Raw genomic sequence first — 15,892 nt, forward strand, 5'->3', positions numbered from 1 at the left:
TTTTCTCGTTGTCGTTGGACAGTTGCGATGGCGCGGCCTAGCGTCCGCGGAACACCGGCTTGCGCTTCTCGATGAAGGCGCGCATGCCTTCCCTGCGGTCCTCGCTGGAGACCACCAGTGCCGCGGCGTAGCGCTCGTATTCCAGGCCGGCGTCGATACCCACCTGCATGCCGAGGTCGATCGCATGCTTGACGTAGCGCAGCGCCAGCGGCGCGTTGGCGGCCATGCGTCCGGCCATCGCCAGTGCCGTCGGCAACAGCGCATCGGGCGGCACCACGTGGTTGACCAGCCCGATCGCCAGCGCGCGCTCGGCGTCGATATGGTCCCCGGTCAGCATCAGCTCCTTGGCGATGCCGACACCGACCAGCCGCGGCAGGCGCTGCGTGCCGCCGGCCGCGGGCAACACGCCGATGCGCGCTTCGGGCAGGCCTAGCCGCACGCCTTGGGCGGCGATGCGCACGTCGCAGCAGAGCGCGATCTCGAGGCCGCCGCCGAGCGCCACGCCGTTGATCGCGGCGATCACGGGCTTCTCGAATTGCTCGAGCGCGCGGAACAGTTCGTGCGTGGCCTTCTGCAGCAGGTGATATTCGGCCTGGGGCACGACGCGGTCGGCGCGTTCCTTGATGTCCGCGCCCGCGCAGAAGGCCTTGTCGCCGGCGCCAGTGATCACGACGCAGCGCACCGTGTCGTCGCCACGGGCGCGCTCGAGCAGCGCATGCGCCAGTTCGGCCTTCATGTTTCCGCCGATCGCGTTCATCCGTTCGGGCCGGTTCAGCTGGATCAGCGCGACGCCGTCGCGCGTGTCGTAGAGCAGGGTGGAGTAGTCCATGTTCAATGTGGCTCGCTGGTCGGTGAGAGAAGCGGCTCAGCCGCGCGACAGCACATGGGCGACGGCCACCGAGCCGAGGCCGATCATGTGGGCAAGCGCCAGGCGCGCGCCGGGGTGCTGGCGGTCGCCGGCCTCGCCGCGCAGCTGGCGCGTGATTTCGGCGACCTGCCCGATGCCGGTCGGTCCGAGGGGATGGCCCATGCCGATCAGGCCCCCGGACGGATTGACCGCGCACTGGCCGCCGATCTGCGAGCCGCCGCGGGCCAGGAACGCTGGCCCTTCGCCGGCCTCGCAGACGCCGATCGCCTCGCTGTACAGCAGCTCCTCGATCGTGAAGGCGTCATGCAGTTCGACGATGTCGAGCTCGCGCGGCCCGATGCCGGCCTGATCCAGCGCCTGGGCGGCGGACTTGCGCACCAGTTCGACCAGCGCCGGTGCGTCGTCGACCAGTTCCTCGCTGCTGGCCACCGACGACAGCACGCGCACCGCGCGGGAGCGATCCAGCCCCAGTTCGCGCATGGCCTGTTCCGACACGACGATTGCCGCCGCAGCCCCTTCGCCACGCGGGCAGCATTGCATGGCCGTCAGGTCGCCGGCGATGCGCGGCGAGTTCAGGACCTGCTCGATGGTCCTTGGCTTGCGGAATTGCGCATACGGATTGCGCGCGGCGTTGCCATGGTTCTTGACCGCGACCGCCGCCAGATCCTCGATGTGCAAGCCGCCTTCGCGCATGGCCCGGCGTGCCAGCAGCGCGAATTTGACCAGGGGCACGTTGGCGGTCGGGCTCAATGGCGGCAGGCCGTCCTTCAGCACGGCGCGCCGGCCGTCGCCAAACTTGTCGACGCCGACGGCGAGCACGACATCGCGTTCCCCGGAGGCCACCTGCAGGCAGGCCAGACGGAAGGCGGTCGAGCCGGAGGCCGACGCATTCTCGACCTGCGCCACCTCGAGCCCGGTCGAGCCCAAGTGGCGCAGCATCACGCGGCCGGCTGCCATGCCCAGCGCCGCCGTCCCGACGAAGGCGCTCTGCACCTGCGGCCATGCCAGCCCCGCATCGACCAGCGCCTCGCGCACCGCGCGCAGGCCCAGCTGCGGGTAGGGCGTCTCGCTCGGAAACTGGTACGGGTGCATGCCGATGCCGATCACGTAAACCGGCCGTTGTTGCAGCAGCGTGGTTGGGCGGCCCATCACACGTTCTCCTGCAGCGGCACCGCTTCCGCGCTTGCCGCGCGAAAGATCCAGCCACCGCCGTTCTCGTCGTCGATCCACACCGGCCGCACCGGCGTGCCCGGCGGTACCGCGGTCTCGTTCTCGGCGTCGATGCGGACCTCTTCGACCAGGCCCGGGCACAGCTCGACCTCGCCGATGATCGCGGGCACGGCGAGTCCGGGGGCGAGCGGTGCATGCACGGTGATCACGTTGCGCAGCGGGACCGGGCCCATGCAATCGACCGCGTCGAGCGCTTCGGCCGGGGCGCCGCAATGGCGGCATCCGGGCACGTTCGCGGGGTAGCTGTAGCCGTGGCAGTGACCGCAGCGCGCGGCCTGCAGGGTGGACGGCCGGCTGTCCATGGAGGAGCTTGCGTTCATTCGATCGACATTCCGGAGTCGCGCACCAGCTGGCGCGCGTTGCTGCGTTCGGCATCCAGTGCCCTGGCGAATTCCGCCGGCGTGCTGGCCTTGATGCCGGTGCCCAGCTCCGCGAGGCGGGCCTGCACCGACGGTTGCTTCAATGCGCCGGCGAACGCGGCGTGCAGCCGCTGCACGATCGGCGCCGGCGTGCCGGCCGGCGCGACGATGCCGAGCCAGGTGGTCACGTCGAAGTTCGGGACGCCGGCCTCGGCGACGGTGGGCACGTCCGGCAGGTCCGCCACACGCCGGCCGCCGGTCACCGCCAGCGCGCGCAGCCGGCCGTCGCGAATCAGCGGCAGCGTGGTGGAGCGGCTGTCCGCCATGAAATCGAGCTGGCCGGCCAACAGATCGTTCAGCGCCGGGCCGCTGCCCTTGTACGGAACGTGGATCAGTGGCGTGTTCAGCCGCACCTGCAGCGTCGCGCCGGCGACATGCATCGAGCTGCCGTTGCCAGCCGAGCCGTAGCTCAGCTTGCCGGGTTGCTGGCGTGCCCTGGCCAGCAGGTCGCCCATCGATCGGAATGGCGAGTTCGCCGGGACCACGACGACCATCGGGCTTTCGGTCAGCTGGGTGACCGGCACGAAGGCCTTGACCGGGTCGATCGGCACCCGCTTGTAGAGGAAGGGGTTCAGCACCAGCGGCCCCGGATTGCCGAGCAGCAGCGTGTAGCCGTCCGGTTCGGCGCGCGCCACCACTTCGTTGGCAATGTTGCCGTTGGCGCCGGGGCGGTTCTCGATGACGACCGGCTGGCCGAGATCCTTCTGCAAATGGGGCTGCAGCAGCCGCGCGACGATGTCCGACGCCCCGCCCGGCGGGAAGCCGACCACCAGCCGGACCGGCTTGCCGGGAAAGTCGGCGGCATGGGCGGGCGCGGCCGCGGCGGCGAAGACGGCGGCACAGGCCGCTGCAACGGCCGCGGTGCCAGCCTGGAACCCGCGATGTGACATGGGCCTTGTCTCCTGTATTTCTTGGTGTTGTTGTCGTTGTACGGGCGAGCGCGGTCCGACCGCGTCGCATCATGGATCGGCGCGCAGTCAGCGTGGGACCGGCAAGGGGAACGCGCCGGCTACTCGGGCGCTTCGGCAGGCTTTGCGGGGAGCACCAGGCGCGCGCGCAGGTTGTCCTTCAGCGCCCGGATCGCAACCGCGATATTGCTGGTGGTCGGATTGAGCATCGACTGCATTCGCAGTCCGCGCACCGTAGCGATCAACAGCTGCGCTTCTTCCGAGGCGACGATATCGGGGCGAATCTGCCCGGTGCGCTGGCCGGCTTCGATATGGCGCGTGATCGCACGGTGCCAGCGCGCGCTGATCGCGGCGAAGGTCGGTCGGACCTGCGGGGCCGGGCCGATCGACTCGAGCATCAGCACGAAGAAGGCGCGAGAGTTTTCGGACGGATCGTCCATGCCTTCGAGGTAGCAATCGATCTCGCAGAAGATCGCGTCCAGGCCGGTCAAGCCCTGCATCCGTGCCAGCAGGCGTTCGCGGTGGGCGTTCGCAATATGCTTGACCAGCTCTTCGAGCAACCGGTCCTTGGTGCCGAAGCGGTGCTGCACCAGGCCGCGGCTATATCCGGCTTCGATGCCGGTCGCTTCCAGCGTCGTGTGCGTGTAGCCGCGGGTCGCGATCAGCCGCGTCGCCGCGGCCATCAGCCGGCGGTCGGACTCGGCGACGCGCTCGGCCTGCGTGCGGCGCGGGCGTTTGATCGGTACCGCCTCAGCGCCATCGGGCAGCGCGCGGCTTTCCGCTCCAGACGAATCGGCCTGGGAGCCGGGGAGGGTGGCAAGTGTCTTGGGCATGCGAGCCAGTGTATTTACAAGCGGTACGTACCGCAAGTTAACGATGTTAGGCGTATACCCGCAGATACTTGCTGGGCGTACCGCAAGTTTTCTGTTTGAGGGCCGGGCGTCCTTAACCGCCGCGGCGCTGCGCCATCCGTTGCCCGATCGCCTGCAAGGTCGACTCCGGCAGCCGGATCGCGAAGGGAAAGATTTCGTGCTCCTCGCGTTCGACATGACGCAGGTAAGCGGCGGCGAACTGCGCCAGCGCTTGCGGCGCCGCGCCGGCCGATCCCTGCTGCACGGCCTCCAGCCACGGCCGGGCCTGGTCCCACAGCGCGTCGAGCGCGTCGTGGTCGTGCTCCAGGGCCCGCATCGCCGACGTCAGCGCCTCGTCGCCGAGCGCGCGAAGGGCGGGGAACAGGTCCTGTTCCTCATCGTCATGGTGCAAGGGTGCGGCAACGGTGAAGTACCGTACGATGCCGGCCGCCGCGGTGCGCGCCTGGTCGTCCGCGCCATGCCGGGCGGTGTGCTCGGCCAGGCGGCCGCACAGCGAGGCAAAACGCCTGATCTTGTCGTGGCAGGCGATCAGCAGTTCGATCGGGGAATCGAATGAAGGAATGGTGGTCGTATTGGGCAGCATGGCGCGCCCATTATCGCGCCGTCGGGTGGGCGCCGTCTGGACGCCATGGTCCAAGCGCCCTTCCGGGGGCGGGCGGGCAATCTTTACCGGCCGGTTCGGCGCGCACCGCACGTGTCCGGCCATTCCAGCGGTGGCGCAGGGCTTGCTTGGCGTCAAGGGATTGCGCTGCGGTTCGACCACTTTAGTGACTCTCTGGAGACCACCATGTCCGATGGAAAACTTGGCATCGCCGGCACGACGTTCATCGCCTTTGCCGTGGCCGGGCTCGCGCTGGCCGCTTCGATGTATCTGGCGTACCTGGCGGCGCCGCCGAAGGGCAGGGCCCTGATCCGCAATGCACTGGATCACGACTCGGGGCCGGGTCCGCAAGGCTGATCCTTTGGCGATGAAGGCGTTGCGCAATCCCAGGTGCCTGCTGCTCGAGAGCCGCTGGCTGGTCCCACGGCATTTCGACGGCATCAGTCTGGGCCCGATCGTGCTGCTTCGGCCGGGCGTTTCGGCCGGGCTGATCGCGCATGAGCTGGTTCATGTGCGCCAGTTCTGGCGCCGGCCGTTCACCCACGGGCCGCGCTATCTGCTGTCAAAGGCCTATCGGCAGGCCTGCGAGGTCGAGGCCTACCGTGCGCAGCTGGAAGCCGCGGGAAGGACGCCATCTCGCATTGCCAATCTGGCGCGCTACCTGGCGACAAAGTACCGGCTCGATCTCGACGAGGAGACGGCGGCGCGGCTGCTTTCCGCCGTTTCCGCCGACGATTCGCCACCGTGATCCCGCCAGCGCCGCCGGCGCGATTACAGGGCGCCGGCCACGATTCCGGTAGAATCCCGGCCATGTCGCGCGTCGTTGCCATCCTCCTGATGCTGTTGCTGCCGCTGCAGGCCATGGCCGCGGTGGACCGGCAGTTCGCGCACGCCTCCGAGGCCATGCTCGAGCACATGGTCGCGCATGCCGAGCATGTGCCGCACCATCACGACGAGGACGGTGCGATGCACGAGGACGACTCGACGGCCTCGGCATCGCATCAGCTGGACTTCGATTTCGCGTCCGGCCTGTACGGCACCGTTGGCCTCGCGTTTTCGGTACCGCTGGTGCCGCCGCGCTATCTCACGCCGTCATTCCTTCCTGGGCCCATTCCCAGTCCCTTCAGCAGTCCGCCTTTACGTCCGCCTCACGCCGCCGCCTGACGGCGGGGAAGCGTTCGTTCCATGTCTGCGCCGCGCCGGCACTGGCGCGGCACCCCGTCGCATCGTCGATCCGCTTTCGTTGCGTTGGGGTGTTTCATGCAGAAGATATTGTTCATTGCGACAGCCGTCGTGCTGACGCGCATTGCCTGTGCGCAGGCGCCGGCAGGCCAGGCCGCGCCCGCCGACCTGCACGCGCTGTTCGAAGCCGCGTGGGCGCATTCGGTCGCGCTGCAGGCCGCCGAAGGTCGGCGGGGGGAGGCGGCCGCCAGCCGCGTGCAGGCCGACGCCTGGATTGCGGGCCCGCCGGTGGCCGAACTGCGGCATCGCGGTGATCGCCTGGCCGATCGCCGGGGCGTGCGCGAGAGCGAGGTCTCGCTTGGCGTGCCGATCTGGATGCCGGGCCAGCGTGCCGCGCGCGGCGAGCTGGCCGATGCGCAGATGGCGGAGGCCGTCGCCCGCGCAAGCCTGGCGCAACTGGCGCTGGCCGGTGACCTGCGCGAGCGTGTCTGGGAACTGGTGGCCGCCACCGCCGAGCAGCAGGTGTTGCGCCGCCGCGTGGCGGTCGCGACATCGCTGCGCGACGATGTGGCGCGCCGGGTCGATGCCGGCGACCTGGCCCGCACCGATCTGTTGCTGGCGGACCAGGATCTGCTCGCCACGCGTGCGCTGGTGACCGAGGGGCAGTCGCGGCTGAACCAGCTGGCGACGCAGTTGTTCCAGCTGACCGGCGTAGCGGCGCTGCCCTCGCGATACGAAGAGCGGCCCGCCTCGTCGCAGGCCGCGATGACCCATCCCGCAATGGCGGCGGCGGACACTGCGCTGCTGCGGGCGCAGCGGCAGCTGGGCTACCTGCGGAAATCCCGGCGCGACGCACCGGAGGTGGGCGTCTCCTACCGGCGCGATGCGGCAGGCGGCGGCTTGCCGTCCGACCACACCGTCGGCGTGTTTGTCCGCATCCCGTTCGCGACCGACGCGCGCAATCTGCCGCGCGAAACCGCGGCGCACACCGACGTCGCGACGGCGATCGCCGAACGCGACCGAACCGAACGCGTGGTGCGGTCCGAGACGGATGCCGCGCGGCAGGCGTTGACGCTGGCCGACGAGCAGCTGTCCCTGGCCGAGCAGCGCAGCGCGATGCTGGCCGAGCGGGCGCAGCTGCTGCGCAAGACCTTCGACGCCGGCGAGATCGGGCTGCCCGAAGTGCTGCGCGCGCAAAACCAGGCGCTGGAAGCCGAGGCCGAAGCCGCACGCCAGCGTGCGCGTCGGGGCCTTGCCATCGCGCGACTGAACCAGTCCCTTGGAGTGTTGCCATGAACCGTTGTCTCGTTCTCGTTCTGCTGGCATGGGTCTGCGGCGCCGCGCAGGCCGGTCCCGGCGCGCATGGTCCGGACGGAGAACACCTCGATGCGCCGCCCGCCCAGGCAAACGCGGCCGTTGCGCCCACTGTCGAGGCCAGTACCGAGACGTTCGAGCTGGTCGGTACGCTGCTCGAGGACGAGCTGTCTGTGCTGGTCGATCGCTACGCGACCAACGAGCCCGTCACGGAGGGCACGCTGGAGGTCGAAGCCGGCGACGTCAAGGCGACGGCGAAACTGCACGCGGACCTTGGCGACTTTTCGTTCACCGATCCGGCGCTGCTCGCGGCCCTGCGCCGCCCCGGCGAGCATCCCCTGGTCTTCACGCTGATGACGGGGACCGATTCGGACCTGATCGAGGGTCGCCTTGCCGTGGCCGCAACGGGCGACGACCACGATCACATGGATCGGACCGTTGCGGGCTGGGCCGCGCTGGCCGTGGCAGGCGCGGCCGCGCTCGTCATGGCGATCCGCCGGTTCCGGCGGAACCGCCGGAACCATCCGATCCCGCGCCATCCGTCGGCGTGAAGCGACAAGGACGACCCGATGATGAACAAGACTTCGTTCCGGACGCCGGTGGCCTTCGCGCGCATTGCACGGATTGCACTGGTTGCGCTGGTTGCGCTGGTTGCGCTGATCGGTGCCATCGATGCCAACGGCCCGGCCTCTGCCGCGCCGGGCGCCCATGGGCCCGATGGCCAGCATCTCGACGGACCGGTCGCCGGCCCGCCGGCGGCAGGGCTGGCACGGCTGCCGGATGGCAGCGTGCAGGTGTCCAAACTGGCGCAGCGGCGCATGGGCATCCGTACGCTGATGCCGCAGGCCGGCGATCACCCGCTTGCCGTCGAGCTCAACGGCACGGTGGCGATCGACCCGAACGCCGGCGGTCGCCTGCAGGCGGGGCACCCCGGCTGGATCGAGGCGCCGGCGGGCGGCTTTCCGGTGCTGGGCCAGCGCGTCGGCAAGGGCCAGGTGCTCGCGGTGTTGCGGCACAAGCATGAGCCGTTCGATATCGGCAATCAGCAGGCACAGTTCGCCAACCTGGAGGCCAACCTGAAGCTGGCGCGGCAACGGCTGCAACGCCTGGAATCGCTGCGCGACAGCATTCCGCGCAAGGACATCGAAGCCGCGCGGGCCGAGGTCCAGAGCCTGTCGGGCCAACGTGCCGCGGTGGCCGCCAGCCTGCATCGGACCGATGCGCTGCGCGCTCCGGTCGGCGGCATCGTCGCGTCGGCCAACGCGATCGCCGGCCAGTACGTCGAGGGATCGGACGTGCTCTACGAGATCGTCGATCCGGCGCGGCTGCTGATCGAGGCGCAAAGCGCCGACGCATCGCTGGCCATGCGGATCCGGGACGGTGCGCTGGCCAACGTCGACGGCGGGACCCTGCAGTTCGTCGGAGCGGGGCGCAGCCTGCGCAACGGCGCGGTACCGCTGACGTTCCGGCTCGCCGGCGGGTCCGCCGTGCCGCTGGCGGTTGGCCAGCCCGTCACCGTGGTGGCTCATCTGACCGACACCATCAACGGCATCGCGTTGCCGAGCGAGGCCGTCGTGCGCGGCACGAACGACGAGACGATCGTCTGGGTCAAGTCCGGGACGCAGCGCTTTATCGCGCAGCCGGTACAGGTTCGCGTCCTCGATGCCCGCCGCGTCGTGGTGGTCCAGGGCCTGTCGCCGGAGAACCGCGTGGTGGTGCAGGGCGCGGCCTGGATCAACCAGATCCGGTAGGGGCGGACATGTTCGACTGGATCGTTCGAGCGAGCCTGGGCAACCGCCTGCTCGTATTGGCGCTGGCGGCAATCCTGATGGTCTGCGGCGCCGTGACGGCCTGGCGTACGCCGGTCGATGTGTTCCCGGACCTGGACAAGCCGCTGGTCACCGTCATCACCGAAGCGGGTGGCATGGCGCCGCAGGAGGTGGAGCTGCTGGTGTCGTTCCCGATCGAAACGGCGCTCAACGGCATGCCCGGTGTGACGCGGGTGCGCTCGGTCTCCGGCGTTGGCCTGTCGATTGTCTATGCCGAGTTCGACTGGGGCAGCGACGTGTACCGGAACCGGCAACTCGTATCGGAGCGGCTTGCGCTGGTGCGCGAGCAATTGCTGGGCGGATTGACGCCGATCATGGGACCGGTCTCGTCGATCATGGGCGAGATCATGCTGATCGCGCTGCCGATCGATGCGGCGGCGGTCAGCCCGATGGCGGCGCGCGAGTACGCCGACTTCGTGTTGCGGCCGCGCCTGCTGTCGGTGCCCGGCGTGTCGCAGGTGATTCCGATCGGCGGCGAGGTACGGCAGCTGCGCGTCGAGCCGGACACCGCCAGGATGGCGCAGTTCGGGGTATCGCTTCGCCAGCTGACCGATGCCTTGCGCGACTTCGCCGCCAACAGCAGCGGCGGCTTCCTCGACTTGAATGGCCAGGAATACCTGATCCGCAATCTGGGCCGTACCACGCGCGTGGACGATGTGGCCGGCCTCGCGGTGGCCTACCGGGACGGTGCGCCGGTGCTGCTGCAGCAGGTTGCCACGGTTCGGTACGCGGCCGCGGTCAAGCGCGGCGACGCGGGTTTCAACGGCAAGCCCGCGGTGATCGTCAGCGTGCAGAAGCAACCGGCCGCCGACACCGTCAAGCTGACGCGCCAACTGGAGGCGGCGTTGTCCGAGCTCAGGCCCGGCATGCCGAAGGGGTTGGAGGCGCCGCGCGTGCTGTTCCGTCAGGCGGACTTTATCGAGGCATCGATCGGCAACGTGGTGGAGGCGCTGCGCGATGGCGCGATCATGGTCGCCATCGTGCTGTTCGCCTTTCTGTTGAGCGCACGCACGACCGCCATTTCGCTGATCGCGATTCCGCTGTCGCTGGCGGTGACCGCCCTGGCGTTCCATCTGCTGGGCCAGTCGATCAATGTGATGACGCTGGGCGGACTGGCCATCGCCATCGGCGAACTGGTGGACGATGCGGTGGTCGATGTCGAGAACATCCTGCGCCGGCTTCGGCAGCGCGAGCGGGCGAACGATCCGCCTTCGGTGCTGGAGGTGATCTGGCGCGCCTCGGTGGAGGTGCGATCCGGCATCGTCTACGCGACGCTGATCGTGGTGCTGGTGTTCGTGCCGCTGTTCGCATTGCCGGGCATCGAAGGCCGGCTGTTCGCGCCGCTGGGCGTCGCCTATATCGTGTCGATCCTGGCCTCGATGCTGGTGTCGATGACGGTCACGCCGGTGCTGTCGTATTACCTGCTGCCCGGCATCAAGCGGCTGGAGCGGCCGGACAGTCCGCTGGTGCGCTGGCTGAAGGCGCTGGACTCGCGCGTGCTCGAGTGGTCGTTGCCCCGCGCGCGCGCCGTGCTGGCGGCGGCCGGCATCGTCGCCCTGATCGCGGCGGCGTCGGTGCCGTGGATGCCGCGTGCGTTCCTGCCGCCGTTCAACGAGGGCTCGCTGGTGCTGTCGCTGATGTTCCAGCCGGGCACCTCGCTGGCCGAGGCTAACCGGATGGGAGCACTGGCCGAAGCGCTGATCCGGCAGGTGCCGGAGGTCGCGCAGGTGGGCCGTCGGACCGGGCGCGCCGAACTGGACGAGCATGCCGAGGGGGTCCACTCGTCCGAGATCGATGTCGACCTGAAGCAGTCCGCGCGGGGCCGCGAGCAGGTGATGGCGGCCATTCGGACGCAGCTCGCCTCGCTGCCGGCGTCGGTAGCGATCGGCCAGCCGATCTCGCACCGGCTGGACCATCTGCTGTCGGGCGTGCGCGCGCAGATCGCGCTGAAGATCCATGGTGACGACGTCGATACGCTGCGCGGCGTCGCGGAGTCGATTCGAGCCCGCCTGTCGCGGGTGCCCGGTCTGGTCGACATCACGGTCGAGCAGCAGGTATTGATTCCGCAGGTCAATGTCCGGCTCGACCATCGCAAGGCGGCCCAGTATGGGATCACGCCCGGCGACGCGCTCGCCGCGATGCAGACGCTGTCCGAGGGCACGCGCGTCGCCCAGCTGATCGATGGCGTCAGGCGCCACGATGTGGTCGTGCGCCTGCCCGATACCGGGCGCACGCCACAGGACCTGGCCCGCGTCATGCTGCAGTCGCCGCGCGGACCGATACCGCTTGCCGCCATCGCATCGGTGGAGCAGGGCGATGGTCCCAATCAGATCGGCCGCGAGAACGGCCGGCGGCGCATCGTCGTCTATGCGAACACCGACGGCACCGACATGGGCCGCGTGATCGAGGGCGTGCGGGGTGCCGTCACGGGCGCGAGCCTGCCCGGCGGGTACTTCGTCGGCATCGAGGGACAGTTCCAGGCGCAAGAGCAGGCAACCCGGCTGATCGCGCTGCTGGCCGCGATGTCGCTGGCGCTGATCTATCTGGTGCTGTATTCGCGTTACCGCTCGCACCGGCTGTCGCTGATCGTGATGGCCAATATCCCGTTCGCGCTGATCGGCAGCGTCGTCGCGATATGGGCGACCGGGCTCGCGCTATCGGTGGCCTCGATGGTCGGCTTCATCACGCTGACCGGCATCGCGAGCCGAAACGGCATCCTGAAGGTCAGCCACTACATCAATCTGTGCCGGCTCGAAGGCGAGCCGTTCGGCATGCCGATGATCGTCCACGGCTCGCTGGAACGGCTGACGCCGGTGCTGATGACCGCGCTGGTCGCCGCGTTCGCGCTGACGCCGCTGCTGGTTGCGGACGATGCGCCCGGCAAGGAGATCCTGCATCCGGTGGCGGTGGTGATTTTTGGCGGCCTGATCAGCTCGACGCTGCTCGACACGGTGTTGACGCCGCTGGCGGTCTGGTTGTTCGGCCGGGAACCGATCGAGCGTCTGGTTGCCCAGGCGGGAACGGAAGCGTTTTGACGCGACACGACACGACACGACACGACACGACACGACGGCGCGCGCGTCGTCGGTCATTCTTTTTCAGGAGAGCAGCATGAACCCACGCATTGGCGCGGCACTGGCCGCCATCGGCATCTCGCTCGGCACGCTGCCGGGTGCCGTGATCGCCCACGACGCGACACCGGCCCAATATGGCGGCATCGTCCAGACCGCCAGCGAGCTGCAGTTCGAGCTGGTGGAAAAGGACGGCAGGGTCAGCCTTCATGTCGACGATCACGGCCGCAAGAAGGCCGTGGCCGGGGCGAGCGGCAAGCTGACGGTGCTCGATGGCGCGAGCAAGAGCGAAACCGCGCTCCAGCCGGCGCAGGACAACGTGCTGGTGACTGCCGACAAGATCGTGCTGGCGCGCGGTGCCAAGGCCGTGGCGAAGGTCACCTTCGCCGACGGCAAGACCGTGACCATGCGGTTCGTGGTCAAGTAGGCTGCAGCGGTCCCGGCAGAGGCGCGGGTCGGCGTGCTGTCGTGGATCAGTTGCGGCCGGCCATCACGCCGCCGTCGACGTCCCAGATTGCGCCGGTGACCCAGCCGGCCTTGTCCGACAGCAGGAAGGCGATCACCTCGGCGACATCCTGCGGCGTGCCGACGCGGCCGATCGGGTGGAAGCCGTTGAAGCCCTGCATCGCGCTGTGGACCTCGGCCTTCGGGATGAAACCTTCGTAGATCGGCGTCTGCACCACCGCGGGCGACACCGCATTGACGCGAATGCCGTTGGGCGCCAGCTCCATGGCCAGGTGCTGCGTCAGCGAGTGCAGGCCGGCCTTGGCCATCGAGTACGCCGACGACGGCGTGGCGGCGATGGCCTGCTTTGCCCACATCGAGCCGATATTGACGATGGCGCCGGGACGTTCAGCGGCAACCAGATTGGCCGCGACCTTCTGCGTGATGAAGAAGAACGCCTTGTTCAGCTTCATGTACTGGTCGTAGTCCGCTTCCCGATGTTCGAGGAAGGGCTTGGGGAAGAACACGCCGGCCGCATTGACCAGCAGATCGACATCGGCGTGCTGCTCGTCGATCGCCCGCAGCAGCGTGGCGAGGCCTTCGTCGCTGCTCAGGTCCGCCGTCAGCGCCGACACGGGGCCGAGCGCCGCCAGTTCCTTGCGCGCGTCTTCGGTCTTCTCGGGCCGGTGGCCGACGATGACTGCGCTGCCACCGCCGGCGAGGACCATGCGGGCCGTCTGCAGGCCGATGCCGCTGGTGCCGCCGACCACCAGCAGCTTGCTGCCGTTGAATTGCTTGTCCATTCTGGGATCTCCAAGAAAAGCTATCGAGCCGGCTGGCTCGCAACCCTTGGGGGCGCCTGCCGCCGGCGCTGACTGAAGCGAATTCTTGGCCGATTTCGCGCGACCGGCAAACGAGATAAAGTGTGCGGCATCGAAAGAAAAACTTTGCCGACATGAAGTTACTCGTTCACCTGAACGCGTTGCGGGCCTTCGAGGCCAGCGCGCGCCATCGCAGCTTCTCGGCCGCGGCGGACGAACTGCACGTCACGCCCGCCGCGGTGGGCCAACTGGTGCGCACGCTGGAGGAGTGGCTGGGAACGCCGCTGTTCCTGCGCGGCAGCAGCGGGCGCGCTCGCCTGATGCCCACCGATGCGGCCGAGCGGGCGTTGCCGGACATCCGCGCGGGGCTGGACCGGCTGGCGTTGGGTCTGGAGCGGCTGAAGGAGGGCGCGATCAGCGGGGTGCTGACCGTGACCGTCAGCCCGGCCTTTGCCGCCAAGTGGCTGCTGCCACGGCTCGATCGCTTCCAGGCCGCCTGCCCGGACACCGATGTGCGGCTGGAGACCAGCCTGAAGCCGGTCGATTTCGTCGCGCAGCGCATCGATATCGGCGTGCGCTATGGTGGCGGCAGCTGGCCAGGACTGGTGGCCGACAAGCTGATGGATGAGGAGGTCTATCCGGTCTGCTCCCCTGAACTGCTGCGTCAGCGCCGGGCTCCCCGCGAGCCCCGCGATCTGGCGCGGCAGACGCTGATCCACGATCTGTCGATGGACGGCCACGCGGGATTTCCATCGTGGGACGTGTGGCTGCGCAAGGCAGGCGTGACCGACGTGCCAACCACGCGCGGCTTGAAGATCAACAACTCCGCCGCCGTGCTGCAGGCAGCGATCGACGGGCAGGGCGTGGCGCTGGCCCGCAGCGTGATGGCGCATGACGATGTCGCAGCCGGACGCCTGGTACGGCTGTTCCCGAAGACGACGTTTCCGTCGGCGCTGGCGTACTACGTCGTCTATCGCGCCGAATCCGCGAACCTGCCGCGGCTGGTGGCGTTCCGCGAGTGGTTGCAGCGCGAGGCAACGGCCCGGTCGAGGTGAGCATCGACCCGCCGCCGAGCAGGGGGTTCAACTGCCGAAGTAGTTCAGCCCCAACGCGCCCTTGACCTCGGCGAGCGTCGCGCCGGCGGTTTCCCGCGCGCGCATCGTGCCTTGCCGCAGGATCTCCAGCACGCCCGCGCGGTCGCGCTCGAACTCGCGGCGCCGCTCGCGGATCGGCGCGATCAGCGCCTGCAGGCGCTCGTCGAGCCGGCGCTTGACGACGCTGTCGCCAAGGCCGCCACGGCGATAGTGGGCTTTCATCTCGTCGATCGCAGCGGTATCCGGATCGAACGCATCGAGGAACATGAAGACGACATTGCCCTCGACCTGGCCTGGGTCGCTGACCCGCAGGTGATTCGGGTCGGTGTACATCGCGTGCACCGCCTTGGAAATCTCGTCCGGCGTGGCACCGAGCGTGATGGCGTTGCCGAGCGACTTGCTCATCTTGGCCTTGCCGTCGATGCCGGGCAGCCGTGGCACCTGCGACAGCACCGCCCGGCATTCGACCAGCACCTCGCGTCCGACCGTCTGGTTGAAGCGGCGTACCAGCTCGTTGGTCTGCTCGATCATCGGCTGCTGGTCGTCCCCGACCGGCACGAGCGTCGCCTTGAACGCGGTGATATCGGCGGCCTGGCTCACCGGATAGGTCAGAAAGCCGGCAGGGATGTCGCGCTCAAAGCCGCGCAGCCGGATTTCTTCCTTGATGGTCGGATTGCGCTCGAGGCGGGAGACAGTCACCAGGTTCAGCAGGTATTGCGTCAGTTCGGCCAGCTCGGGCACCTGCGACTGGATCACGATGGTGGACTTGTCGGGATCGATGCCGACGGCGAGGTAGTCGAGCGCGACCTCGACGACGTTCTCGGTGACCTTCTGGTGGCGGCCGACGTTGTCGGTCATCGCCTGCGTATCGGCGAGCAGCAGGAACTGCTTCGCTTTGTGCTGCAGCTGCACGCGCGAGCGCAGCGAGCCGATGTAGTGGCCGAGGTGAAGCGGACCGGTGGTGCGGTCGCCGGTCAGGATGACGGGCTGTGAGGTGGTGGTCATTCGATGGTGTTCCGGTTGCCGACACCACCAGCCACTGTGCGCAGAAACGAAAATGCCGCCAGCAGGCTGGCGGCATCGCGTTTTCGAGGTGCGTATGGAAACGGGCCGCCTGGGTCAGGCGCGCCACCAATATTGCCGGGAGGGCGTGTTGGGCATCGTATTGGGCTTCGTATCCATGGGGAGCGAGTATAGCGCAGGGGGAGGCGGATCAACCTGGGCTGCCCGATCCGCCCG

At 68.8% G+C, this 15,892-nt stretch carries 17 protein-coding genes; 9 read left to right on the forward strand and 8 right to left on the reverse strand.

Going from position 1 to position 15,892, the window contains the following annotated elements; translation table 11 throughout:
- Window positions 1-37 precede the first annotated feature (37 nt).
- From B551_RS08250 to B551_RS08275, 6 genes are all read right to left on the reverse strand, one after another.
- Window positions 38-829 (reverse strand): enoyl-CoA hydratase/isomerase family protein, encoded by a 792-nt coding sequence (locus B551_RS08250; RefSeq protein ID WP_006577733.1) that lies wholly within the window; start codon window positions 827-829, stop codon window positions 38-40.
- A gap of 36 nt (window positions 830-865) precedes the next feature.
- Window positions 866-2,017 (reverse strand): thiolase family protein, encoded by a 1,152-nt coding sequence (locus B551_RS08255; RefSeq protein WP_023263856.1) that lies wholly within the window; start codon window positions 2,015-2,017, stop codon window positions 866-868.
- Window positions 2,017-2,418, reverse strand: coding sequence for a hypothetical protein (locus B551_RS08260; protein WP_157071934.1), 402 nt, complete (start codon window positions 2,416-2,418; stop codon window positions 2,017-2,019). Before B551_RS08260 ends, B551_RS08255 begins: the two co-directional genes overlap by 1 nt.
- Entirely contained in the window at window positions 2,415-3,407 is a 993-nt protein-coding gene (locus B551_RS08265; protein ID WP_023263857.1) for a tripartite tricarboxylate transporter substrate binding protein, read from the reverse strand. Before B551_RS08265 ends, B551_RS08260 begins: the two co-directional genes overlap by 4 nt.
- 119 nt (window positions 3,408-3,526) lie before the next feature.
- The gene (locus B551_RS08270; protein ID WP_006578613.1) at window positions 3,527-4,258 is read right to left on the reverse strand and encodes a TetR/AcrR family transcriptional regulator; all 732 of its coding nucleotides are present in this window, start codon (window positions 4,256-4,258) and stop codon (window positions 3,527-3,529) included.
- A 112-nt stretch (window positions 4,259-4,370) separates the two neighbouring features.
- Window positions 4,371-4,880, reverse strand: coding sequence for a hemerythrin domain-containing protein (locus B551_RS08275; RefSeq protein WP_006578614.1), 510 nt, complete (start codon window positions 4,878-4,880; stop codon window positions 4,371-4,373).
- 204 nt (window positions 4,881-5,084) lie between these two features.
- Here B551_RS08275 and B551_RS26050 point away from each other — a divergent pair, with 204 nt between their 5' ends.
- The 8 genes from B551_RS26050 to B551_RS08310 all read left to right on the forward strand — a co-directional run bounded on the left by B551_RS26050 (window position 5,085) and on the right by B551_RS08310 (window position 12,721).
- Window positions 5,085-5,255, forward strand: coding sequence for a hypothetical protein (locus tag B551_RS26050; protein WP_023263859.1), 171 nt, complete (start codon window positions 5,085-5,087; stop codon window positions 5,253-5,255).
- A gap of 19 nt (window positions 5,256-5,274) precedes the next feature.
- Window positions 5,275-5,646 (forward strand): hypothetical protein, encoded by a 372-nt coding sequence (locus B551_RS08280; protein WP_370646771.1) that lies wholly within the window; start codon window positions 5,275-5,277, stop codon window positions 5,644-5,646.
- Window positions 5,643-6,062 (forward strand): hypothetical protein, encoded by a 420-nt coding sequence (locus B551_RS08285; RefSeq protein ID WP_253281330.1) that lies wholly within the window; start codon window positions 5,643-5,645, stop codon window positions 6,060-6,062. The genes B551_RS08280 and B551_RS08285 overlap by 4 nt, the downstream gene beginning before the upstream one ends.
- A 354-nt stretch (window positions 6,063-6,416) precedes the next feature.
- Window positions 6,417-7,376 carry a TolC family protein gene (locus B551_RS08290; RefSeq protein ID WP_371259305.1) on the forward strand — a complete coding sequence of 320 codons (960 nt, stop codon included), beginning with the start codon at window positions 6,417-6,419 and terminating at the stop codon, window positions 7,374-7,376.
- Window positions 7,373-7,945, forward strand: a complete 573-nt coding sequence (locus tag B551_RS08295; RefSeq protein WP_006577490.1) for a hypothetical protein — start codon at window positions 7,373-7,375, stop codon at window positions 7,943-7,945. The genes B551_RS08290 and B551_RS08295 overlap by 4 nt, the downstream gene beginning before the upstream one ends.
- An 18-nt stretch (window positions 7,946-7,963) precedes the next feature.
- Window positions 7,964-9,145 (forward strand): efflux RND transporter periplasmic adaptor subunit, encoded by a 1,182-nt coding sequence (locus B551_RS08300; RefSeq protein ID WP_006577491.1) that lies wholly within the window; start codon window positions 7,964-7,966, stop codon window positions 9,143-9,145.
- Between the two features lie 8 nt (window positions 9,146-9,153).
- Window positions 9,154-12,258, forward strand: a complete 3,105-nt coding sequence (locus B551_RS08305; protein WP_006577492.1) for an efflux RND transporter permease subunit — start codon at window positions 9,154-9,156, stop codon at window positions 12,256-12,258.
- 76 nt (window positions 12,259-12,334) lie between these two features.
- A complete protein-coding gene (locus B551_RS08310; RefSeq protein ID WP_006577493.1) occupies window positions 12,335-12,721 on the forward strand; it encodes a hypothetical protein in 387 nt (128 codons plus the stop codon).
- A 46-nt stretch (window positions 12,722-12,767) separates the two neighbouring features.
- Here B551_RS08310 and B551_RS08315 read toward each other — a convergent pair whose 3' ends face one another.
- Window positions 12,768-13,541, reverse strand: a complete 774-nt coding sequence (locus B551_RS08315; protein WP_006577494.1) for an SDR family NAD(P)-dependent oxidoreductase — start codon at window positions 13,539-13,541, stop codon at window positions 12,768-12,770.
- A 152-nt stretch (window positions 13,542-13,693) separates the two neighbouring features.
- On the opposite strand from B551_RS08315, the gene gcvA reads away from it, so the two are divergent.
- A complete protein-coding gene (gene gcvA, locus B551_RS08320; protein ID WP_006577495.1) occupies window positions 13,694-14,614 on the forward strand; it encodes a transcriptional regulator GcvA in 921 nt (306 codons plus the stop codon).
- A 27-nt stretch (window positions 14,615-14,641) separates the two neighbouring features.
- Here gcvA and trpS read toward each other — a convergent pair whose 3' ends face one another.
- Window positions 14,642-15,658 (reverse strand): tryptophan--tRNA ligase, encoded by a 1,017-nt coding sequence (gene trpS / locus B551_RS08325; protein ID WP_006577496.1) that lies wholly within the window; start codon window positions 15,656-15,658, stop codon window positions 14,642-14,644.
- Between the last annotated feature and the right edge of the window lie 234 nt (window positions 15,659-15,892).

The organism is Cupriavidus sp. HPC(L) (genome assembly GCF_000307735.3).
GTDB lineage: Bacteria > Pseudomonadota > Gammaproteobacteria > Burkholderiales > Burkholderiaceae > Cupriavidus.